The following is a 20,582-nucleotide window of genomic DNA, read 5'->3' as shown; positions in this document are numbered from 1 at the left end:
TGGAATGGAAACACCATGCAAGCATCTAAATCGCAACTTATCTATCTGATTGCACTCTCTATGATTGGCTTCATTGCCACTGATATGTATTTACCTGCCTTTAAAGATATGGAACTGGCACTGTCGACGGGACCAGCACAGATAGCCCTTTCGCTTAGCGTCTTTCTTGCTGGTATGGCTGTAGGGCAATTTTTGTGGGGCTTAGCCAGCGATCGATATGGCAACAAAAAAACACTCGCCGTTGGACTGATCGTCTTTACTATCGCTTCTTTTGGTTTGGCTTTTACTAGCAACGTCTCTGAACTACTAGCACTGCGTTTTCTGCAAGCAATCGGTGTCTGTGCGCCAGCCGTTATCTGGCAGGCGATGATTATCAAACGCTTCCCCGCTCATACTGGCCAACAACTTTTTGCGACCATCATGCCATTGGTCGCCCTATCTCCCGCGCTAGCACCTCAACTCGGTGTTGTGCTTAGTCACCATTTCGGGTGGCAAAGTATCTTTATCGCCTTGACCGGTTTTGGCCTTCTTTTACTACTAGCAACCCTGATGCAACCACAGGAAGCGCTGACTAAGCGTTCATCTGATTCAGTTAAACAAGACGTCGCAAAGTTACTACGTACACCTACGTACCTAGGCAATATCATTATGTTTGCGTTCGCCTCTGCAGCCTTCTTTGCTTATTTGACGGGTATGCCGGAAATCATGACTCAACTTGGGTATTCAGCAAAAGATATCGGTCTTAGCTTTATCCCACAAACAATTGCTTTTATGGCGGGTGGTTTTGCTGGTAAAGGCATGGTCAATAAATGGGGCGACGGACGTGTACTCAAGCTACTGCTCGGTTTATTTACTCTATCAACGCTAATGATTTTTGTGGCGTCGCAAACGACGCTCAGTAGCATCTGGCCACTGTTAGCACCGTTTTGCTTACTCGCAGTCGCCAATGGCGCTATGTACCCAATCGTGGTCAATCGCGCCTTGTCTAGCGCTAAGCAAAATCCGGCAACCGCTGCTGGCCTACAAAACAGCCTGCAAATCAGCATTAGTAGCCTCGCCAGCGCTGTCGTGGCAACACTGGCCACCCACGCGCTGCCAATCACTGGATTGATGATAACCGTTTGTATGCTGGGCTTATGGGGCGGCTACGCTGTCGCCAACCGCTCAGCGACACTCAATAACGAAGTAGCTGCAAACGAAAGCTAACCTTAAAATAAGAAAGGGTCGCGCTGATATTCAGCCGACCCTTTTGACTCGCACTGTCTAAATTAACGTTTCTGCTTCACTGGTCGTTTCCAGTTTGCCACTTTACGCTCTTTCGCTCGAGTGATCGCCAACTCATTCTCAGAGACATTGCTGGTCAATGTCGTCCCCGCACCAATAGTCGCACCATCCGCGATTTCCACAGGGGCAATCAACTGGCTATCCGAGCCGACAAAGACGTCGTTACCTATCACGGTTTTATGCTTGTTAGCGCCGTCATAATTACACGTAATTACGCCCGCGCCGATGTTCACGCGTTGACCAACTTCAGCATCTCCAACATAAGTAAGATGGTTGGCTTTAGAGCCTTCCCCTAAGCGCGCGTTCTTCATTTCAACAAAGTTACCCACGTGAGCATCATTACAAAGCTGTGCGCCTGGACGCAAACGGCTGAATGGCCCAACAGTGCAGCTTTCGCCTACCGTCGCCCCTTCAATCACGGAGTAAGGTCGAATCACAGTATTATCATCAATTTCACAATCAATTAAAATGCTGCCCGCTCCGATGACCACGTTATCACCCAAGGAGACTTTACCTTCAATCACGACGTTGACATCAATTTCAACGTCTTTACCGGTTTGCAGCTCCCCGCGTAAGTCAAAACGAGCAGGATCACGTAGCATGACGCCTTGCACCAACAGTTGCTCCGCTTGATTCGCTTGAAACGCTCTCTCTAGGCGAGAAAGTTGTACGCGATCATTGACGCCTTCCACTTCCACTTCGCTATCAGGATGAACAGCGTGAATCTGACGCCCTTCCTGATGCGCCGCCGCAATAACGTCAGTCAGATAATATTCGCCTTGAGCATTATTATTCGTTAACCCAGCTAACCAACGTTTAAAGTCACTCCCGGTTGCGACCATAACGCCCGTGTTAATTTCCGCAATCGCTAACTGTTCAGGTGACGCATCTTTCTGTTCCACAATTGCCACAACTTGATCATTTTGTCGAACGATACGACCATAACCAGCAGGGTTGTCCAACTTCACCGTTAATAGCCCAATACCACCTTCTGGCTGTGATTCTAATAACCGATTTAAAGTATGCTCACCAATTAATGGCACATCACCATATAAGACCAATACCTGTTCATCATCTGCGAAATGCTCGGCTGCTTGGTGAACCGCATGTCCAGTCCCTAGCTGTTCGGCCTGCAGTACCCAGTTAACCTTTTCTTGGCGCAATTTATCTTGCATAAGCTCACCACCGTGACCATACACCAAGTGAATATTATCCACTCCCACTCCGTGGCAAGTGTCGATCACGTGTTTTACCATCGGCTTGCCCGCTAGGGTGTGCAGCACCTTAGGTAAGTTGGAGTACATTCGGGTTCCTTTCCCGGCGGCAAGGACGACTGAGCTAAATTTCATGTTTAGACCTGCTGTAAGCAATAAATGAGGTTATTAAAGAATATGGAGCTATTGTAGCTGTGATGGGCGGGTAAGTTAACGGTTTGATGTGGCTTTCGAGTCATCAAAAAAACAATTCTAGCCGTCAAAAACAAAAAGGCGACCCATAGGCCGCCTTTTTTCATTAGTTGCTAATCGCGATTAGCGATGCTTTTTGGTTAGCTCAATTACTCTTAGTTGAGCAATTGCTTTCGCTAACTCACTTGCCGCTTGTGCAAAGTCCATATCGCCATGCTGATTACTAATATTTTCTTCAGCTTTGCGTTTGGCTTCTTCTGCCTTCGCTGCATCTAGTTCTTCACCACGAATTGCGGTGTCAGCCAATACGGTCGCCGTACCAGGCTGAATTTCCACCATACCACCAGAAACATAAATAATTTCTTCGTGGCCGTGCTGTTTCACTATGCGCACCATGCCAGGCTTAATCGCGGAAAGCAGCGGTGTGTGACCATGGAAAATACCAAGCTCACCCTCGCTACCGGTCACCTGAAAGGTTTCAACGCGACCAGAGAAAATCTTCTTCTCAGCGCTGACGACATCTAGGTGAAAGGTAATTGCTGCCATATAGCCTCCTAATTAGCCTTAAAGCTTCTTGGCATTCTCAATAGCATCGTCAATTGCACCACAGTACATAAACGCTTGCTCAGGAATGTCATCGTAGTCGCCTGCTAGTAGGCCTTGGAATCCACGTAGAGTCTCTTTAAGAGAAACGTAGATACCTGGGTCACCAGTAAAGACTTCTGCCACGTGGTAAGGCTGAGTTAGGAAACGTTCAATCTTACGCGCACGCGATACGATTTGTTTGTCTTCCTCAGATAGCTCATCCATACCTAAGATAGCAATGATATCTTTCAGCTCTTTATAACGCTGAAGGGTACGCTGTACACCTTGTGCGATATCGTAGTGCTCTTGACCTACAACCAATGGATCTAACTGACGAGACGTTGAGTCTAGTGGGTCGATCGCTGGGTATAGACCCATAGATGCGATGTTACGGTTAAGTACAACCGTTGCATCCAAGTGAGCAAACGTTGTTGCTGGTGATGGGTCAGTCAAGTCATCGGCAGGTACGTATACCGCCTGTACAGACGTGATAGAACCTTGCTTAGTTGATGCGATACGTTCTTGCAGTACACCCATCTCTTCAGCAAGTGTTGGCTGGTAACCTACCGCAGATGGCATACGACCTAGTAGAGCCGAAACCTCCGTACCCGCAAGGGTATAACGGTAAATGTTATCGATGAACAATAGAACGTCACGACCTTCGTCACGGAAACGCTCAGCCATTGTCAAACCAGTTAGGGCAACGCGTAGACGGTTTCCTGGTGGCTCGTTCATTTGGCCGTAAACCATTGCTACTTTAGATTCTTCAGGGTTCTCAACGTTAACAACGCCAGCTTCCTGCATCTCGTAGTAGAAATCGTTACCTTCACGTGTACGCTCACCAACACCAGCAAACACTGACAAACCAGAGTGTTGCAATGCTATGTTGTTGATAAGTTCCATCATGTTAACGGTCTTACCTACACCAGCACCACCGAATAGACCGATTTTACCACCCTTAGCGAATGGACAAATCAAGTCGATTACTTTAACACCCGTTTCTAGCAGAGACGACTCGTTAGATTGCTCTTCGTAGCTAGGTGCTGATCGGTGAATCGCGTACGTTTCTTCCGCACCGATTTCGCCACACTCATCAATCGCATCACCTAACACGTTCATGATACGACCAAGTGTTTTAGTACCTACTGGTACTGAGATTGGAGCGCCAGTATTTTCAACTGTCAAACCACGACGTAAACCATCTGAGCTACCCATAACGATAGCGCGTACAACGCCACCGCCGATTTGTTGCTGAACTTCAAGAACCAAACGCTCTTTTGATTCAACAACATTCAGAGCATCGTAAACACTTGGTACGTCGCTCTGTGGGAACTCTACGTCGACTACCGCACCAATGATCTGTACGATCTTACCTGTAGCCATCGTTAATCCTCTAAATTTATTTGAACCTAAACCTAAACCGCTGCTGCACCTGACACGATTTCAGATAGCTCTTGTGTAATCGCAGATTGACGCGCTTTGTTGTACACAAGTTCTAACTCATCTATCAAGTCACTAGCGTTATCAGTTGCCGATTTCATTGCAATCATTCTGGATGCTTGTTCACATGCCAGGTTCTCGACCACACCTTGATATACCTGAGACTCTATGTAACGCATTAAAAGCTTATCCAATAGAGGTTCTGGCTCAGGCTCATAGATGTAATCCCATGCATGCTTGCGCTGCATTTCTTCGCTATCTGATTTAGGCAAAGGTAGTAATTGATCGATCGTTGGTTGTTGCACCATAGTGTTAACAAAATGGTTATACACTACGTACAGGCGATCCAACTCACCTTCATCATACTTTTTCAACATGACAGTGACTGAACCAATCAAGTCTTCTAGCGATGGGGAATCCCCTAAACCAGAAACTTGAGCTGCCACTTTCGCGCCGCTGTTATTAAAGAAAGCAGTTGCTTTAGAGCCGACAATCGCCAACTCCACATCCACTCCCTTCGCAGACCAGTCTTTCATATCGAGCATGGCTTTCTTGAACAAGTTAATGTTCAAGCCACCACATAGACCACGGTCAGTTGAAACAATGATGTAACCAACACGTTTAGCTTCACGCTCTTCTAAGTACGGATGACGGTACTCTAGATTAGCATTCGCTACATGACCGATCACTTTACGCATTGTTTCCGCATATGGACGAGTAGCCTGCATCGCTTCTTGCGAGCGACGCATTTTTGAAGCGGCTACCATTTCCATCGCTTTCGTAATTTTCTGAGTGCTTTTAACACTACCGATTTTATTACGTATCTCTTTTGCGCCGGCCATTGTTACTCTCCATTAGTTGGTGGCATTGCTGCCACCTACTTTTTACCAAGTTTGGGTTGCCTTGAAGTCGTCAACCAGTTTTTTCAACTGAGCTTCAACATCTTTATTGAAAGCACCCGTCTTGTTAATGTCTGCAACTAGCTCGGCATATTGGCTATGAGCATACGACAACAATGCAGCTTCAAAATCTAGCAGCTTGTTGATCTCAATGTCGGTTAGGTAACCGCGCTCGGCAGCAAAAATAACGATCGCTTGGTCAAATACAGACATTGGCGCGTATTGGTGCTGCTTCATTAGCTCAGTTACTTTCTGACCGTGGTCAAGCTGACGTTTCGTCGCTTCATCAAGATCGGAAGAGAACTGTGCGAAAGCCGCCAATTCACGGTATTGAGCCAATGCCGTACGAATACCACCAGAAAGCTTCTTGATGATTTTCGTTTGAGCAGCGCCACCTACACGAGAAACAGAGATACCTGGGTCAACAGCAGGACGGATGCCTGAGTTGAACAGTTCTGTTTGTAGGAAGATCTGACCATCGGTAATGGAGATAACGTTAGTCGGTACGAACGCCGATACGTCACCAGCTTGAGTTTCAATGATTGGCAATGCCGTCAGTGAACCTGTTTTACCTTTCACTTCACCATTAGTGAAACGTTCTACATACTCTTCGCTTACACGAGCAGCACGCTCTAGTAGACGAGAGTGAAGGTAGAATACGTCACCAGGGAAGGCTTCACGGCCCGGTGGGCGCTTAAGAAGCAATGAAATCTGACGGTAAGCAACAGCTTGCTTAGAGAGATCATCATAAACAATCAGTGCGTCTTCACCGCGATCACGGAAGTACTCACCCATTGCACAGCCAGCATATGGTGCTAGGTATTGCAATGCAGCAGACTCAGAAGCAGAAGCAACAACAACGATAGTGTTTGCTAACGCGCCGTGCTCTTCTAGTTTGCGTACTACGTTCGCGATAGTTGACGCTTTTTGGCCAATCGCTACGTAGATTGAGTAGATACCAGAATCTTTTTGGTTAATGATCGAGTCAATCGCCAACGCTGTTTTACCAGTCTGACGGTCACCGATAACCAGCTCACGCTGACCGCGGCCGATTGGGATCATTGAGTCAACAGATTTGTAACCAGTTTGCACTGGTTGATCTACTGATTTACGGTCAATAACGCCAGGTGCGATCACTTCTACTGGAGAGTGAACTTTAGCTTCAATTGGGCCTTTGCCATCAATTGGTTCGCCAAGCGTATTAACTACGCGACCTAATAGTTCAGGGCCAACAGGAACTTCTAGAATACGTCCAGTTCCTGTTACTTTCATGCCTTCTCTAAGGTCTGCGTAAGGGCCCATTACTACCGCACCCACTGAATCTCTGTTCAAGTTCAGTGCTAGCGCGTAACGGCCACCTGGTAATTCAATCATTTCACCTTGCATTGCGTCTGCAAGGCCATGAATACTAAGAATACCATCGCTTACTGAAACGATAGTACCTTCATTGCGAGCTTCACTAACAACGTCGAATTTCTCGATACGTTGTTTAATTAGCTCGCTGATTTCCGTGGAATTCAGTTGCATGCTTCCAATCCCCATTAAGACATTAATTCATCGCTCAAGCGGTTTAAGCGACCGCGAGCTGAGTTGTCGATGACCATGTCTCCGGCTCGAATTATAACCCCTGCAATTAGGGCCTCATCTATACTGCAATTCAGCTGAACTTTGCGCTCAAGGCGCAGTTCCAGCTTGCTGCTCATTTCTGCTAATTGTTCCTGAGTTAGAGCAGTCGCTGAAATAACTTCAACTTCTACTCGACGCTCATAATCTCGTTTAAGATCGTGAAACGCCTCATTCACTTTTGGAAGCGCCAATAGACGTCCATTAGCAGCCATTACCTTTATCAGGTTCTGACCATAAGCATCAAACTGTTCGCCGCAAACAGCAATAACAATTTCAGCAAGCTTCTCTGCAGAAGCCGAGCTAGTTAATAGCTCATGAACTTGTTCGTTGTTTACCACTTCGGCAGCAAAAGCCAGCATTTGACCCCATTGGTCTAGCTGTTTTTTGTCCACCGCAAATTCAAACGCTGCTTTAGCATAAGGGCGCGCTATTGTAGTCAAATCAGACATGTTCGCCCCCTTAATTAAAGTTTTGCAGTAATGTTTTCAAGAATATCTTTGTGCGTGTCGGCATCGACTGAACGCTCTAGGATCTTCTCTGCACCAGCGATTGCCAGAGCAGCAACTTGTTTACGCAAGTCATCGCGTGCGCGGTTACGCTCAGCTTCAATTTCAGCTTCGGCTTGAGTCAGGATATGTTTACGTTCTTCCTGAGCTTCAGTACGAGCTTCATCTAAAATTTGTGCTTTACGTTTATTCGCTTGATCGATAACTTCTGTTGCCGTGCGTTTCGCTTCCTTCAATTGATCAGAAGCGTTAGCTTGCGCTAAATCAAGGTCTTTTGCAGCGCGTTCTGCCGCTACTAGACCGTCAGCAATTTTTTTCTGACGCTCTTCGATCGCATCCATGATTGGTGGCCATACATATTTCATGCAGAACGCAACAAACATAGCAAATGCGATAGCTTGACCTATCAGAGTGAAGTTCATATTCACAATGCTACCCTTCCCTTTAAATGGACATAGTGCTAATCAGTGGCAACCAAAGGCTGCCTCCAGTGAAAGATTAGCCGCCTAGTTGAGCAACAAAAGGGTTTGCGAATGTGAATAGAAGAGCGATTACGATACCGATCATTGGAACCGCATCAAGCAGACCTGCAATGATGAACATTTTAACTTGCAGCATAGGTGCCATTTCTGGTTGACGAGCAGCCGCTTCAAGGAATTTACCACCTAGAAGTGCGAAACCAATCGCAGTACCAAGAGAAGCAAGACCGACGATAATACCTACCGCGATTGCAGAAAAGCTCAGTAAAGTTTCCATTACTATCTCCAAATTTTATAGTTGTTGGCTAAATTTATTAATTAAAAAACTTGATTTGATCAATGATCAGGGTCTTCATGAGCCATCGACAAGTAAACTATTGTCAACATCATGAACACGAACGATTGGATCGTGATGACCAAAATATGGAATATTGCCCAAGGTAACGAGCCCATCCATTGTAAATACCATGGCAGCATTGCCGCACAAAGAATGAATACAACCTCACCCGCGAACATGTTACCGAATAGACGCATACCCAAAGATAGAGGCTTCGCGAGTAGCGATACCACTTCAATAAGCAGGTTAAACGGAATCATAGACCAGTGATTAAACGGATGTAATGCCAATTCTTTGGCGAATCCACCTAGGCCTTTAACTTTGATGCTGTAGTAAATCATCAGAGCAAATACACCTAGAGCCATTGCCATAGTGATATTCACATCAGCAGACGGAACCACCTTTAAGTAAGGGATACCAAGCCAATGCTGTGCTGAGTATGGTATGAAATCGACAGGAACTAAATCCATCAAGTTCATTATAAATACCCAACAAAAGATCGTTAGTGCTAGAGGTGCAATTAGTGGGTTGCGTCCATGAAAGGTGTCTTTGACGTTTTCTGCGACAAATTCAACAATCATTTCTACAGCACACTGAAGCTTACCCGGCACACCTGCTGTCGCTTTCTTTGCTACAGAACGAAATATCCATAAGAATATTATTCCTGTTAACGCAGAAAAGAACAGACTATCAACATGCACGTTCCAGAAACTAGCATCCTTCCCACTAACCAAAGCGAAGTTTTGCAAAGAAAACGTTAGGTTAGTAAGGTGGTGCTCAATGTATCCGGACGACGTTAGCGCTTCACTTTGCGCAGCCATAACTCATCCTATTTTTTTTTGTTAACGAATAATACTGGCGCACAGAGATTAATCCCAAGAGCCAGCAAATAGGTTAATTTAAGGGGAAGCAAGTCCACCTTCATATACATGTAGGCAACATAAAAAAGCACGACTGTAATAAGGATTTTCAACGTTTCGCCAGTATAGAAAGACGCGGCGACACGCTTTGCTGCGCGGGCCCCACTGAACATAAAAGCAAAAATTGCAAACACTGTGTTAGCAATGACAAAAATGCCACCCCCGACCAGCGCAGAAAGTCCCCATTCAGCATTTACCGCAATCGCTGTTCCTGCTGCCACAAAAATAACCGCACCGAACTCGATCATCAACAATTGCTTTGCAAGCTCTCGCCCTGGTCTCGCTAATGCCGCTACCATGTATTCTTTCCTCTACATCTAATTTCTAATTCTCAACGATGAAAACTAATTTTCTTAAAATGCTGAGAAGTTCGCGGAAATTATACGGCGAGATATGCTGAATGCAACGAAAATAATGCACAAAATGACAAGTTTGTTCGCAGTCTGACAAAATCGCGGTAAATCCCAGTGTTTACCTATAATTAACGCAAATCAATTTGCTGGATTAACCTTGTAAACGAGCAAGTATCTCTTCAAACTTGTGAGGTTCATCAACATTAAGCGTCATTTTAGTTCCACCTTTACTGGTACGGACAATTGACACTTTAACTCCCAATAACTTGGCTAAACTCTCCGACATTTGATGTGTTTCTTGGTCTTGAATCCCTTTTTTTTCTTCAGTTTGCGGGGACAAGCATTTTTTTACCAAACGTTCGGTTTGACGCACAGTCAAATGTTTACTTGCCACTTGCTCTGCAACCTCTTGCTGCTGCTCGTCGTTGAGCATAAGCAGCGCTCGTGCGTGGCCCATTTCCAATTTTTTTTCGACCAATAGATCTTTGACGAGCTCTTGCAATTGATTCAGTCTCAGTAAATTAGTGACAGTTGTTCTCGACTTACCAATCGCATCGGCGACTTGCTGGTGAGTGAGCGAAAATTCATTTTGCAATCGTTCTAAGGCCTGAGATTCTTCTATCACATTCAAGTCTTCACGTTGGATATTTTCAATCAATGCGATTGCCACGGCCGCGCGATCGGTCACGTTTTTCACTAAACATGGCACCTGCTTTAATCCAGCATGTCGAGCGGCTCGCCAGCGCCGCTCTCCGGCGATGATCTCATAATGACCGTCTTCTAATTGGCGAACAACAATAGGCTGAATGATACCTTGCGATTGGATTGATGCTGAGAGTTCGTGAAGCGCATCCGCCGACATATCTTTGCGTGGTTGGTATACCCCTGGACGCAACTGGCCGATAGAAAGCTCGATTAATTCGCCATCTGATGATAACGCTTGGCTCTGGGACGCCACCTGCTGCTTTTCTCGCGCTAACGAACTGGTTGCCAACAAGGCGTCAAGCCCTTTGCCTAAACCTCGTTTCGACATTCAATTATTCCTTTTGGTCAACAAGTTAAACGGGTATTTCTTCTCGGCGCAGCATTTCTCCCGCCAAGGCTAAATAAGCCTTCGAGCCTGCGGAATATTTGTCGTAATACATGGCTGGCTTCCCATGGCTCGGGGCTTCCGCTAAGCGAACATTACGCGGGATTACCGTACGATAGACCTTACTGCCAAAATGCTTTTTCAACTGGTCAGAGACTTCGTTAGACAGGCGATTACGTGGATCAAACATGGTTCTGAGTAAACCTTCTATTTTGAGGTTCTCATTCACAACGGCGGCCAATTTACTGATGGTATCCATTAAAGCAGTTAAGCCTTCAAGGGCAAAGTACTCGCATTGCATCGGTACCAGCACTGAGTCTGCTGCCGCCATGGCATTAATAGTAAGAAGGTTTAAGGAAGGGGGGCAATCGATAAAGATAAAGTCATATTCATCTTTAACTGGGGATAACGCATTTTTTAGACGGACTTCACGAGCAAAGACTTCCATCAACTTAATTTCAGCGGCAGTGACATCACCATTGGCGGCGATTAAATCGTAATGGCCAGAGGTTTGACGGCAAACCACATCGGCAAAAGGGGTATCTTCGACTAATAAATCGTAGGCCGTGGCCTCAACCTGATATTTATCGACCCCACTTGCCATTGTTGCATTGCCTTGAGGGTCGAGATCTATTACCAAGATTTTGCGTTTGGTTGCCGCCATCGAGGCGGCAAGATTAATGCAAGTTGTTGTCTTTCCTACGCCACCTTTCTGGTTGGCAATGGCTACGATTCTTCCCACAGCATTCCTCGCTTTTATCCCTTTCGCGATAAGATGACAAGATGTCGCTCTCCCTCCAACTGAGGTACCTGCAAAGCTTCAATACGATTCACAGAGCTCCAGCTCGGCAATTGATCGAGTTCATCTTGCAATAACTGCCCCTTCAGGGCATAAAACTGGCCGTTCTCAGCATGAGGTAAGTGATGACACCACTCAAGCATATCAGACATTGACGCAAACGCGCGGCTGAGCACACCATCAAACTTTTCTTCCGGTTGAAATTCTTCAACACGGGCTTGCACTGGGGTAACGTTGGTTAAACCAAGTTCGTGTACCACTTGTTTAATAAAACGAATTCGCTTTCCTAAACTGTCTAACAAGTAAAACTGCTGATCTGGGTTAGTGATCGCTAATGGAATACCTGGCAACCCCGGTCCCGTGCCGACATCGATAAATCGCTGACCTTGCAAATGCTGGCCTACGATGATGCTATCAAGAATATGCTTAACTAGCATATCCATGGGATCACGAACTGAGGTTAAATTATACGCTTTATTCCACTTATCCAGCAAAAGAACAAACTTTACCAGCTTCTCTTTTTGCTCAACAGGGAGAGTTAGGTCCGCGAGAACCAGCAACTCATCTAACTTTGCGGTTAATAATTCCATTATGCGACTTCACCTTTTTTAAGCATGCCGTGTTTTTTCAAATAAACAAGTAAGATAGAGATTGCAGCTGGTGTAATACCTGAAATACGTGATGCAATACCAATAGATTCTGGTTTAGCGTTGCTCAGCTTCGCAATCACTTCATTCGACAAGCCCTTTATATCTGAATAATTCAAATCGTAAGGCAGTTGTGTATTCTCGTGGCGTAGCGATTTTTCAATTTCATCTTGCTGGCGCTGAATATATCCATCATATTTCACTTGAATTTCAACTTGTTCTGCCGCTTGTAGATCGTCTAATACCGGACCAAAATGGCTGAGTTTCGTTAATTCTGAGTAAGTCATCTCAGGCCTACGTAATAAATCTTCACCGCTAGCTTCTCGAGCAATCGGCGTTTTCAGCACCGCATTTAATTGCTCAACACCTTCAGACTTAGGATTAATCCACGTTTGCTGTAAACGAGTACGCTCTTGAGCCATATGCTCAACTTTCTCGTTGAATCTTACCCAACGCTTATCATCCACGAGCCCCAACTCACGCGCTTTTTCAGTTAAACGTAAATCTGCGTTGTCTTCACGTAGCAACAAGCGATATTCCGCGCGCGAAGTAAACATGCGGTAAGGTTCTTTGGTTCCCATTGTCGACAAATCATCAATCAAGACACCCATATACGCTTGATCGCGACGCGGGCTCCAGCCTTCTTTCTCTTGACTGTATAGACTGGCATTGAGGCCTGCCATCAAGCCTTGCGCTGCCGCTTCTTCATAACCCGTTGTGCCATTGATTTGTCCAGCAAAGAACAGGCCGTTAATAAATTTGGTTTCGTAAGTTTGTTTCAGATCCCGAGGATCAAAAAAGTCATACTCGATCGCATAGCCTGGTCGGACAATATGTGCATTCTCAAACCCTTTCATCGACTGAACAATTTGTACCTGCACATCAAATGGCAAGCTGGTGGAAATACCATTTGGATACAGCTCATGAGTCGTCAACCCTTCTGGCTCGACAAAAATCTGATGACTGTTCTTATCAGCAAATCGCATAACCTTGTCTTCGATTGACGGACAATAACGTGGACCAATACCTTCAATAACCCCAGCATACATTGGGCTGCGATCTAGGTTGCGACGAATGACATCGTGCGTTTGCTCATTGGTGTGAGTTATGAAGCAAGGGATTTGACGTGGGTGCTGCTGACGATTGCCCATAAATGAAAATACAGGTGCTGGATTGTCACCATGCTGAACTTCCATGACTGAGAAATCGATACTGCGCGCATCAATACGAGGCGGGGTACCGGTTTTAAGTCGATCAACTCGAAATGGTAACTCGCGCAATCGAGCGGCGAGAGCCAAAGCAGGAGGATCGCCTGCGCGGCCTCCTGAGAAGCTTTCCATACCAATATGGATCTTTCCACCAAGGAAGGTTCCAACGGTGAGTACAACCGCTTGAGCGTAAAATTTGAGGCCCATTTGAGTGATCACACCGAGTACGCGATCTTGTTCCACGATCAGATCGTCCACTGATTGCTGGAACAAGGTTAAGTTTTCAGTATTTTCCAACGCAGTTCGAATATAAGTTTTGTACAAGGCACGATCGGCTTGTGCGCGTGTGGCACGAACCGCTGGCCCTTTCGATGCGTTGAGAGTTCGAAACTGAATTCCTGCGTGATCAATGGCATTGGCCATTATGCCGCCCATTGCATCCACTTCTTTGACTAAGTGACCCTTGCCAATCCCACCAATCGCAGGGTTGCAGGACATTTGGCCCAAGGTATCAATGTTGTGTGTGAGCAGAAGAGTTTTCTGGCCAGTACGGGCTGATGCTAATGCTGCTTCCGTTCCAGCATGACCCCCACCAACAACAATGACGTCAAATTTTTCGTGATAAAGCATGGATGACCTCAATAAAAATTGAACAATGAACGGACAAAAAGGACGCGTATTCTACCTTCTTTCTTGAGTAGTGAAAATCGCTTTCGTGTTTTTTTCGAGATCCTAAAAGAATATGGTTACTTTGATAGATCTATATAGATCTTTTTACTAGATCTATTATTAGGATCCACCATATCTGTGGATAAGCGATAAATGATCAACAAGATCATGGTGTTTGGGAGGATCGTTTTTTGTGTTTTTGATCTGATCAACACGAGGATTAGCTGGGATCAAAATGGCATGTTATACACAGGCCAATTGACAGCGCAAAGTTATTAATTGGATAACTATAGGTTGATCACTGATTAGATCTATAGTTATCCACAGGCATGGCGATAAAAAAGCGACCATTCAGTCGCTTTTTGTCAGTGAGATTTGTCTTTTATAGGTCTTGGATGTGCTTATCCAGCCATTCTTCAGCCACGTCTTCTGGTACCGGATCGGTGAGAACGTCGATGGTTAGACACTCGCAAATGGCCTTCGCGCCCAACTTTTTAAGCAGCTGAAAGGCATCTTGGCCTGCTTGGCAAAATGTGTCATAGCTGCGATCGCCGATGGCAACCACCGCAAATCGAACCTGACTAAGATCAGGCATTTTTTCTTGCAGTGCGGCGATGAAAGGTTGGATATTATCTGGAAATTCCCCAGCGCCATGAGTGGAAGTGATCACTAACCAAGTATCTTGCACAGGGATGGCATCAAGATGTGGGGTATTGTGAATTTCATTGGCTTTATCGTGTTGCTCTAGCAACTCACTTAAATGATCGGCGACATATTCTGCGCTGCCCAGCGTACTGCCAATAATGAGATGGATCATGCTATGTCTCCGTTATTTACCAATACAAAAAGATGAGAATATACGGCCAAGCAGATCATCGGAACTAAACTCTCCGGTGATTTCATTGAGCTGCTGTTGGGTTATTCTCAGCTCTTCCGCTAGGATTTCCCCTGCCATGTAGCCTTCTAACTGTTGTTGGCCAATCTCAAGATGTTGCGCGGCACGCTCGAGGGCATCAAGGTGGCGGCGGCGAGCCATAAAGCTACCTTCATGTCCACCTGCAAAGCCCATGCACTCTTTTAGGTGGCTGCGTAGCGAATCCACCCCCTCGCCAGTTTTCGCTGACAGACGAATCAAGGTAGGGTCGTTAACGTGGCAGATACCTAGGCTTTCTCCGGTTTGATCGGCTTTATTACGTACGACAGTAATGCCGACATGTGCCGGCAGTCTATCGATGAAGTCTGGCCATATCTCTTTCGGGTCGGTTGCTTCTGTGGTGGTGCCATCGACCATAAACAGCACTCGGTCGGCTTGTTCAATTTCTTCCCATGCGCGTTCGATACCAATCTTCTCGACGGTATCCGACGCGTCACGCAGCCCTGCGGTATCGATGATATGCAGCGGCATGCCATCAATGTGGATATGCTCTCTGAGGACATCTCGGGTGGTACCAGCAATCTCAGTCACAATCGCAGACTCTTTGCCGGACAGCGCGTTCAGCAAGCTGGATTTGCCTGCATTTGGCCTGCCAGCAATCACCACTTTCATTCCTTCGCGCATAATCGCGCCTTGGTTAGCTTCTTTGCGCACCGCCGCGAGATTATCAATGATGCTTTGTAGGTCGCCAGCGACTTTACCATCGGCGAGGAAGTCGATTTCTTCTTCTGGGAAATCAATCGCGGCTTCAACGTAAATCCTTAGGTGAATGAGTGATTCAACCAAAGTATGGATGCGTTTGGAAAATTCTCCTTGCATGGAGTGCAGTGCTGATTTGGCCGCTTCTTCAGAGCTGGCATCAATGAGATCGGCAATGGCTTCCGCTTGGGTTAAATCCATCTTATCGTTGAGAAACGCACGTTCAGAGAACTCTCCTGGACGGGCTGCACGAATGCCTGGCAGGCTTAGGATGCGCTTGATAAGCATGTCCATGACGACTGGGCCGCCATGGCCTTGCAGCTCCAGCACGTCTTCACCGGTGAAAGAATGTGGGTTAGGGAAATACAGCGCGATACCTTGATCGATCGTACTGCCATTTTGGTCTAGGAAAGCAAGGTATTTTGCGTAGCGTGGCTTGAGGGAGCTGCCCGTCAATTCCTGGGCTACGTGCTGAGCTTTAGGCCCTGAGACGCGGATGATGCCAACACCGCCTCTGCCCGTTGCTGTTGCTTGAGCAACTATCGTTTCTGTCGTCATAATTATTGCCTAATAAACAGCGGCCAAATACTGGCCTCTGAACATAATGAATTAGTTGAATTGTAATCAGCTAAAACGAAAAAGGCGACCAAAAGGTCGCCTTCATATCGAGAGTCAGTGATTAGCTTTTGGCTTTCTTACTGTGCAAGCCTTTCTTTTCCAGACCACGGTAAATCAAGTTCTGCTGAATTAGCGTCACAATGTTCGACACCAACCAGTAGATAACTAGGCCTGATGGGAAGAAGAAGAAGAAGACAGTAAAGCCAACAGGCATAAACATCATGATCTTCTGCTGCATCGGATCGGTTACAGTTGTTGGGCTCATCTTCTGGATGAAGAACATACTGATACCCATCAATACAGGGAGTACGTAGTATGGGTCAGCCGCTGAAAGATCGTGAATCCAACCGAAGAAAGGCGCGTGACGCAATTCTACTGATTCACCGAGTGCCCAATATAGTGCAAGGAAAATAGGCATCTGTAGAACAAGAGGGAAGCAACCACCGAGTGGGTTTACTTTCTCTGTCTTATACAGCGCCATCATTTCTTGGCTCATGCGCTGACGATCGTCACCGATACGTTCTTTCATCGCTTGCAACTTAGGTTGCAGCATACGCATTTTCGCCATTGAGGTGTACTGCGCTTTAGTCAGCGGGTACATAGCACCACGTACGACGAACGTTAGGATGATGATGGCCAGACCCCAGTTGCCAACAAAACCATGAATCCAAGACAATAGAGAATGCAGTGGCTTAGCAATAAACCATAACCAGCCATAGTCAACAACTAGATCTAGGTGAGGTGCAACCGCTGCCATTTGGTTTTGCAGTTTCGGACCAACCCATAGAGTGGCATCGAATTTCGCTTGTTGGCCAGTGCCGATAGTCTTGTTTGGTAGACGAACACCGATGTCAGCGTAGTTACCGACAGTACGGCTGTAGATGTCTGTATTGCTTGCATCGCGAGGCACCCATGCCGCAGCAAAGTAGTGCTGAATCATTGCCACCCAACCTTGACCGTTTTTCAGATCAATAGACAGGTTGCTTTCTTTCATGTCTTTAAAGCTGTACTTCTTATAACGAGTGTCGGCAGTAGAGTACGCGGCACCGTGGTAAGAGTGTGAAGTAAAGCTGCTGCTCGCTTCTGCATTGGCCATGTTTTGGCGTAGGTGAGCATACATACCAACCGTCGCGTTGCTGCCAGAGTTATTGGCCACATCGTATTCGACATTGACTGCGTAGCTGCCGCGTTTCAATACATAAGTTTTAGTGTAAGTAATACCATTGGCCGTGTAGGTCATAGGTACACGCAGCTCATTCTGGCCTTTGGCCATAGTAAAGCTGTCGGTGGCGACTTTATAATGAGGACGCTCGCTGGTTTTTAAATCAACGCCTTGAGGGCCAACCAAACCACTTTGAGCAATAAATTGCTTACCGGCTTGATCGTCAAGCAGTGCGAATGGTGTTGCGGATTTCAACGTAGCAGGGTATTTGTTCAAGTCTGCATCTAATACATCACCGCCTACCGTGTCGATAGTCAGTGTTAGTACGTCAGTTTTAACTTGAATGGTTTTACCCGTCGACGTGACAGTTTGTTGAGCTGGAACAGGGTCTAGACCTGTGTTGCTCGTAGAAGTGCCCGGAAGGGTGTTTTGCGTTTGTGTTACCGCTGGCGTGCTAGGAACTGGGTTTTTCGTTTCATGCCACTTGTTATAGAGCAGAAAAGAAATCACAGCCAAGGCGATTAACAGGAAATTACGTTGAGAATCCATTGTTATTTATCTCGGTCTTGTTTTTGGGTAGGAGGGACAGGGTCAAATCCTCCCTCATTCAAAGGGTGGCATTTTAATAGACGTTTACCTGATAACCAACACCCTTTTACAAAACCGTGAGCTTTCAACGCATCAATGGCGTATCGAGAACAGGTTGGAGTAAATCGGCAGCGTGGGCCAATAAAAGGACTAATGATCCATCGATAAAGATAGACCAGCCCGATGGCTAGGCGCGCGAAGGGCGAGACAGGCGATGCCATAATTTATCAAACAACGTAAACATTTCTTCATTGCTTAAACCTTGCGCACTTTTTTTTGCAATGACGACAAAATCTTTGTTTGGTAGATTATGTTGTTTGTTGCGAAAGCTTTCGCGAGCGAGGCGTTTAAATCGATTTCGACCAACGGCAGTTTTAATCTGCTTTTTAGGTACGGCTAACCCTAATCTCGGGTGAGATAGTGTGTTGTCGCGAGCAATGATTGTGAAATGAGGGGAGCCAGCTCGGTGAGCTTGCTGGAAGACGGTTTGATAATGCTCGGGAGTTAACAAACGTAACTCCCGATTGAACGCGTAGGTTTTCAAAATAAACTAACGATTATTTTGAAAGGCGCGCACGGCCTTTTGCACGGCGTGCATTAATAGTCTTACGGCCGTTCTTAGTAGCCATGCGTGCACGGAAACCGTGTGTACGCTTGCGCTTTAGAACTGTAGGTTGAAAAGTGCGTTTCATGATTGTTACCTTACTGATCAGTAGTTTTAGGTTCTTCGTTAACCCGGCGTGGGCATAATTTATCTTTTAGTTAAAAGATGGATAACCGACGCCTCTCAACAAAAGAGGCGGAATTGTAATCACTGAGACTAAAAGTGTCAATGCCCAAATTCCAGCCGAGCGATTATACGAGGTATCTACAAAATCTCAAGGATCTTTACGTAAAGATCTTTGATCATTGGTTGATACCTACTTTGCTTAAAAATTTCTTTAAGCGATCATCCTGTGGGTGAGCAAAGATATCCTGTGGATGACCTTGCTCGACAATGTGGCCATCGGCCATAAAGATCACTCTATCGGCGACCTCTCTAGCAAACTGCATTTCATGGGTAACCACGAGCATGGTCTGGTGTTGCGATGCTAAGGATTTCATCAGAGCTAAGACTTCCCCAACCCACTCAGGATCGAGCGCTGAGGTTGGCTCATCGAATAATAGCAGCTCAGGTTGTAGTGCCATGGCGCGGCCAATACCCACTCGCTGTTGTTGACCGCCCGATAAAGAGGAAGGATAGCTATCTGCTTTGTCGCCTAACCCTATTTCATCGAGGATCTGCTGAGCGCGTTGATGTGCGTCTGGGCGTTTCCAACCGCGTACGGTCACTAACCCTTCAGCGATATTTTGCTTGGCTGTCATGTGGGCAAATAAGGCGTAATTTTGAAACACAAAGCCGGTTTTTTGCCGTAATTTTTGCACCGAGGACTTGCTGGCGTCACTAACATCTACCTGAACATCATCTATTTTTATCTTGCCTTGTTCGGCTTTTTCAAGAAAGTTGACGCAGCGTAGTAACGTCGATTTACCCGTACCACTGGAACCAATAATGACGACTATTTCGCCTTTTTCTATCGTTAAATCGATACCTTTGAGCACTTCGTTACCCGAAAATGATTTATGGATATTGGCTAATTCAATCATTATACGTACGCCTTATTGAGTTGTTTCTCTGCCCAGCTTTGGATGCGTGTTAATACCAGTACCACGGCCCAATAAATTAAAGCGACCGCTAAGAAGGACTCAAAAAATCGAAAACTGGACGAGGCTTCCATTTGTGCTTTGGCCATCATCTCAGCCACACCTAAGGTAAAGGCGAGTGAGGTCGATTTGATCATATCGATGTAGTAGTTCATCAAAGACGGAAACGCAATCCGAGTCGCTTGCGGCAAAATGACGCGTCTCATTGCTTGTGAGGTGGTCATCCCGACGGATAAACTTGCTTCCATTTGCGATTTGTCGACCCCGATAATCGCCGCTCGGATAGATTCGGCCATGTAGGCCGCAAAGTGCAAGGTTAAGCCAATCACAGCGGCGGTAAACGCATCAAGGCCGACGAAGGCTGGCATGATCTGAGGCAAGCCATAATAGAATAAGAACAATTGCACCAGCAGCGGTGTGCCCCGGAAGAAGCTGATGTAAAGCTGGCTAAGCTGATCTAACACTGGGATCTTAAATACGCGAATATTGGCCACTAATACCGATAAAATAAGCGAAAATACTAGCCCTAATGTTGCCATTTCTAGTGTGATATGTAGGTATTTTAGCAAGATGGGCATCAGCCCCAGCATATAATTAAAATCAAATCCCATAATTTAACCTAAGGTGAA

23 protein-coding genes are annotated in these 20,582 nt (G+C 46.1%); 1 reads left to right on the top strand and 22 read right to left on the bottom strand.

Translation table 11 applies throughout. The annotated features are described in order from the left end of the window. The first annotated feature begins 15 nt into the window (after window positions 1-15). A complete protein-coding gene (gene punC, locus L4C34_RS16660; RefSeq protein ID WP_428790473.1) occupies window positions 16-1,206 on the top strand; it encodes a purine nucleoside transporter PunC in 1,191 nt (396 codons plus the stop codon). A 62-nt stretch (window positions 1,207-1,268) separates the two neighbouring features. Here the strand turns inward: punC and glmU are convergent, their stop codons facing one another. The 22 genes from glmU to L4C34_RS16550 all read right to left on the bottom strand — a co-directional run bounded on the left by glmU (window position 1,269) and on the right by L4C34_RS16550 (window position 20,564). Then, window positions 1,269-2,633, bottom strand: coding sequence for a bifunctional UDP-N-acetylglucosamine diphosphorylase/glucosamine-1-phosphate N-acetyltransferase GlmU (glmU, locus tag L4C34_RS16655; RefSeq protein WP_428790472.1), 1,365 nt, complete (start codon window positions 2,631-2,633; stop codon window positions 1,269-1,271). A 180-nt stretch (window positions 2,634-2,813) separates the two neighbouring features. After that, a complete protein-coding gene (locus tag L4C34_RS16650) occupies window positions 2,814-3,236 on the bottom strand; it encodes a F0F1 ATP synthase subunit epsilon (RefSeq protein WP_428790471.1) in 423 nt (140 codons plus the stop codon). An 18-nt stretch (window positions 3,237-3,254) separates the two neighbouring features. Then, entirely contained in the window at window positions 3,255-4,658 is a 1,404-nt protein-coding gene (gene atpD / locus L4C34_RS16645) for a F0F1 ATP synthase subunit beta (protein ID WP_428790470.1), read from the bottom strand. A 32-nt stretch (window positions 4,659-4,690) separates the two neighbouring features. Beyond that, window positions 4,691-5,557 carry a F0F1 ATP synthase subunit gamma gene (gene atpG / locus L4C34_RS16640; protein ID WP_428790469.1) on the bottom strand — a complete coding sequence of 289 codons (867 nt, stop codon included), beginning with the start codon at window positions 5,555-5,557 and terminating at the stop codon, window positions 4,691-4,693. A 42-nt stretch (window positions 5,558-5,599) separates the two neighbouring features. Further along, window positions 5,600-7,141, bottom strand: coding sequence for a F0F1 ATP synthase subunit alpha (gene atpA / locus L4C34_RS16635; RefSeq protein ID WP_428790468.1), 1,542 nt, complete (start codon window positions 7,139-7,141; stop codon window positions 5,600-5,602). Between the two features lie 14 nt (window positions 7,142-7,155). Beyond that, window positions 7,156-7,689 (bottom strand): F0F1 ATP synthase subunit delta, encoded by a 534-nt coding sequence (gene atpH, locus L4C34_RS16630; protein ID WP_428790467.1) that lies wholly within the window; start codon window positions 7,687-7,689, stop codon window positions 7,156-7,158. A 14-nt stretch (window positions 7,690-7,703) separates the two neighbouring features. Further along, window positions 7,704-8,174, bottom strand: a complete 471-nt coding sequence (gene atpF, locus L4C34_RS16625) for a F0F1 ATP synthase subunit B (protein ID WP_428790466.1) — start codon at window positions 8,172-8,174, stop codon at window positions 7,704-7,706. A 70-nt stretch (window positions 8,175-8,244) separates the two neighbouring features. Next, the gene (atpE, locus tag L4C34_RS16620) at window positions 8,245-8,502 is read right to left on the bottom strand and encodes a F0F1 ATP synthase subunit C (RefSeq protein WP_428790465.1); all 258 of its coding nucleotides are present in this window, start codon (window positions 8,500-8,502) and stop codon (window positions 8,245-8,247) included. Window positions 8,503-8,561: 59 nt separating this feature from the next. Then, window positions 8,562-9,383: a F0F1 ATP synthase subunit A gene (gene atpB, locus L4C34_RS16615; protein WP_428790464.1), complete on the bottom strand. Its 822-nt coding sequence runs from the start codon at window positions 9,381-9,383 to the stop codon at window positions 8,562-8,564. Window positions 9,384-9,391: 8 nt separating this feature from the next. Then, window positions 9,392-9,781, bottom strand: coding sequence for a F0F1 ATP synthase subunit I (locus tag L4C34_RS16610; protein WP_428790463.1), 390 nt, complete (start codon window positions 9,779-9,781; stop codon window positions 9,392-9,394). Between the two features lie 205 nt (window positions 9,782-9,986). Then, complete coding sequence (locus tag L4C34_RS16605; RefSeq protein ID WP_428790462.1) at window positions 9,987-10,868, bottom strand: ParB/RepB/Spo0J family partition protein; 882 nt, start codon at window positions 10,866-10,868, stop codon at window positions 9,987-9,989. 25 nt (window positions 10,869-10,893) lie between these two features. Further along, on the bottom strand, window positions 10,894-11,667 hold the full coding sequence (locus L4C34_RS16600; protein WP_428790461.1) for a ParA family protein: 774 nt from the start codon (window positions 11,665-11,667) through the stop codon (window positions 10,894-10,896). 14 nt (window positions 11,668-11,681) lie between these two features. After that, window positions 11,682-12,314: a 16S rRNA (guanine(527)-N(7))-methyltransferase RsmG gene (gene rsmG, locus L4C34_RS16595; RefSeq protein ID WP_428790460.1), complete on the bottom strand. Its 633-nt coding sequence runs from the start codon at window positions 12,312-12,314 to the stop codon at window positions 11,682-11,684. Further along, a complete protein-coding gene (gene mnmG / locus L4C34_RS16590; protein ID WP_428790459.1) occupies window positions 12,314-14,209 on the bottom strand; it encodes a tRNA uridine-5-carboxymethylaminomethyl(34) synthesis enzyme MnmG in 1,896 nt (631 codons plus the stop codon). Before mnmG ends, rsmG begins: the two co-directional genes overlap by 1 nt. A gap of 421 nt (window positions 14,210-14,630) precedes the next feature. Next, complete coding sequence (mioC, locus tag L4C34_RS16585; RefSeq protein ID WP_428790458.1) at window positions 14,631-15,065, bottom strand: FMN-binding protein MioC; 435 nt, start codon at window positions 15,063-15,065, stop codon at window positions 14,631-14,633. A 12-nt stretch (window positions 15,066-15,077) separates the two neighbouring features. Then, a complete protein-coding gene (gene mnmE, locus L4C34_RS16580; protein ID WP_428790457.1) occupies window positions 15,078-16,439 on the bottom strand; it encodes a tRNA uridine-5-carboxymethylaminomethyl(34) synthesis GTPase MnmE in 1,362 nt (453 codons plus the stop codon). 121 nt (window positions 16,440-16,560) lie between these two features. Next, entirely contained in the window at window positions 16,561-18,210 is a 1,650-nt protein-coding gene (gene yidC / locus L4C34_RS16575) for a membrane protein insertase YidC (protein ID WP_428790456.1), read from the bottom strand. 2 nt (window positions 18,211-18,212) lie between these two features. Next, on the bottom strand, window positions 18,213-18,470 hold the full coding sequence (gene yidD, locus L4C34_RS16570) for a membrane protein insertion efficiency factor YidD (RefSeq protein ID WP_428790455.1): 258 nt from the start codon (window positions 18,468-18,470) through the stop codon (window positions 18,213-18,215). Further along, window positions 18,437-18,793: a ribonuclease P protein component gene (gene rnpA, locus L4C34_RS16565; RefSeq protein ID WP_428790454.1), complete on the bottom strand. Its 357-nt coding sequence runs from the start codon at window positions 18,791-18,793 to the stop codon at window positions 18,437-18,439. The genes yidD and rnpA overlap by 34 nt, the downstream gene beginning before the upstream one ends. A 13-nt stretch (window positions 18,794-18,806) precedes the next feature. After that, window positions 18,807-18,941 (bottom strand): 50S ribosomal protein L34, encoded by a 135-nt coding sequence (rpmH, locus tag L4C34_RS16560; protein WP_428790453.1) that lies wholly within the window; start codon window positions 18,939-18,941, stop codon window positions 18,807-18,809. Window positions 18,942-19,155: 214 nt separating this feature from the next. Then, the gene (locus tag L4C34_RS16555; protein ID WP_428790452.1) at window positions 19,156-19,896 is read right to left on the bottom strand and encodes an amino acid ABC transporter ATP-binding protein; all 741 of its coding nucleotides are present in this window, start codon (window positions 19,894-19,896) and stop codon (window positions 19,156-19,158) included. Continuing rightward, window positions 19,896-20,564 carry an amino acid ABC transporter permease gene (locus L4C34_RS16550; protein ID WP_428790451.1) on the bottom strand — a complete coding sequence of 223 codons (669 nt, stop codon included), beginning with the start codon at window positions 20,562-20,564 and terminating at the stop codon, window positions 19,896-19,898. The genes L4C34_RS16555 and L4C34_RS16550 overlap by 1 nt, the downstream gene beginning before the upstream one ends. Between the last annotated feature and the right edge of the window lie 18 nt (window positions 20,565-20,582).

Source organism: Vibrio profundum (assembly GCF_050337555.1).
In the GTDB taxonomy this organism is placed as follows: domain Bacteria; phylum Pseudomonadota; class Gammaproteobacteria; order Enterobacterales; family Vibrionaceae; genus Vibrio; species Vibrio profundum.
The sequence above is the reverse complement of the archived record's forward strand: the minus strand, read 5'-3'. Positions and strand labels throughout refer to the sequence as shown.

Bases quoted from the DNA above. Each gene is read 5' to 3' on its own strand.
- atpH (WP_428790467.1), bottom strand. From the start codon at position 7,689: ATGTCTGATTTGACTACAATAGCGCGCCCTTATGCTAAAGCAGCGTTT.
- L4C34_RS16550 (WP_428790451.1), bottom strand. From the start codon at position 20,564: ATGGGATTTGATTTTAATTATATGCTGGGGCTGATGCCCATCTTGCTA.
- L4C34_RS16555 (WP_428790452.1), bottom strand. From the start codon at position 19,896: ATGATTGAATTAGCCAATATCCATAAATCATTTTCGGGTAACGAAGTG.
- atpA (WP_428790468.1), bottom strand. From the start codon at position 7,141: ATGCAACTGAATTCCACGGAAATCAGCGAGCTAATTAAACAACGTATC.
- L4C34_RS16650 (WP_428790471.1), bottom strand. From the start codon at position 3,236: ATGGCAGCAATTACCTTTCACCTAGATGTCGTCAGCGCTGAGAAGAAG.
- yidD (WP_428790455.1), bottom strand. From the start codon at position 18,470: ATGGCATCGCCTGTCTCGCCCTTCGCGCGCCTAGCCATCGGGCTGGTC.
- atpE (WP_428790465.1), bottom strand. From the start codon at position 8,502: ATGGAAACTTTACTGAGCTTTTCTGCAATCGCGGTAGGTATTATCGTC.
- glmU (WP_428790472.1), bottom strand. From the start codon at position 2,633: ATGAAATTTAGCTCAGTCGTCCTTGCCGCCGGGAAAGGAACCCGAATG.
- rpmH (WP_428790453.1), bottom strand. From the start codon at position 18,941: ATGAAACGCACTTTTCAACCTACAGTTCTAAAGCGCAAGCGTACACAC.
- atpG (WP_428790469.1), bottom strand. From the start codon at position 5,557: ATGGCCGGCGCAAAAGAGATACGTAATAAAATCGGTAGTGTTAAAAGC.
- mnmG (WP_428790459.1), bottom strand. From the start codon at position 14,209: ATGCTTTATCACGAAAAATTTGACGTCATTGTTGTTGGTGGGGGTCAT.
- atpB (WP_428790464.1), bottom strand. From the start codon at position 9,383: ATGGCTGCGCAAAGTGAAGCGCTAACGTCGTCCGGATACATTGAGCAC.
- mioC (WP_428790458.1), bottom strand. From the start codon at position 15,065: ATGATCCATCTCATTATTGGCAGTACGCTGGGCAGCGCAGAATATGTC.
- mnmE (WP_428790457.1), bottom strand. From the start codon at position 16,439: ATGACGACAGAAACGATAGTTGCTCAAGCAACAGCAACGGGCAGAGGC.
- rsmG (WP_428790460.1), bottom strand. From the start codon at position 12,314: ATGGAATTATTAACCGCAAAGTTAGATGAGTTGCTGGTTCTCGCGGAC.
- yidC (WP_428790456.1), bottom strand. From the start codon at position 18,210: ATGGATTCTCAACGTAATTTCCTGTTAATCGCCTTGGCTGTGATTTCT.
- L4C34_RS16610 (WP_428790463.1), bottom strand. From the start codon at position 9,781: ATGGTAGCGGCATTAGCGAGACCAGGGCGAGAGCTTGCAAAGCAATTG.
- atpD (WP_428790470.1), bottom strand. From the start codon at position 4,658: ATGGCTACAGGTAAGATCGTACAGATCATTGGTGCGGTAGTCGACGTA.
- L4C34_RS16605 (WP_428790462.1), bottom strand. From the start codon at position 10,868: ATGTCGAAACGAGGTTTAGGCAAAGGGCTTGACGCCTTGTTGGCAACC.
- punC (WP_428790473.1), top strand. From the start codon at position 16: ATGCAAGCATCTAAATCGCAACTTATCTATCTGATTGCACTCTCTATG.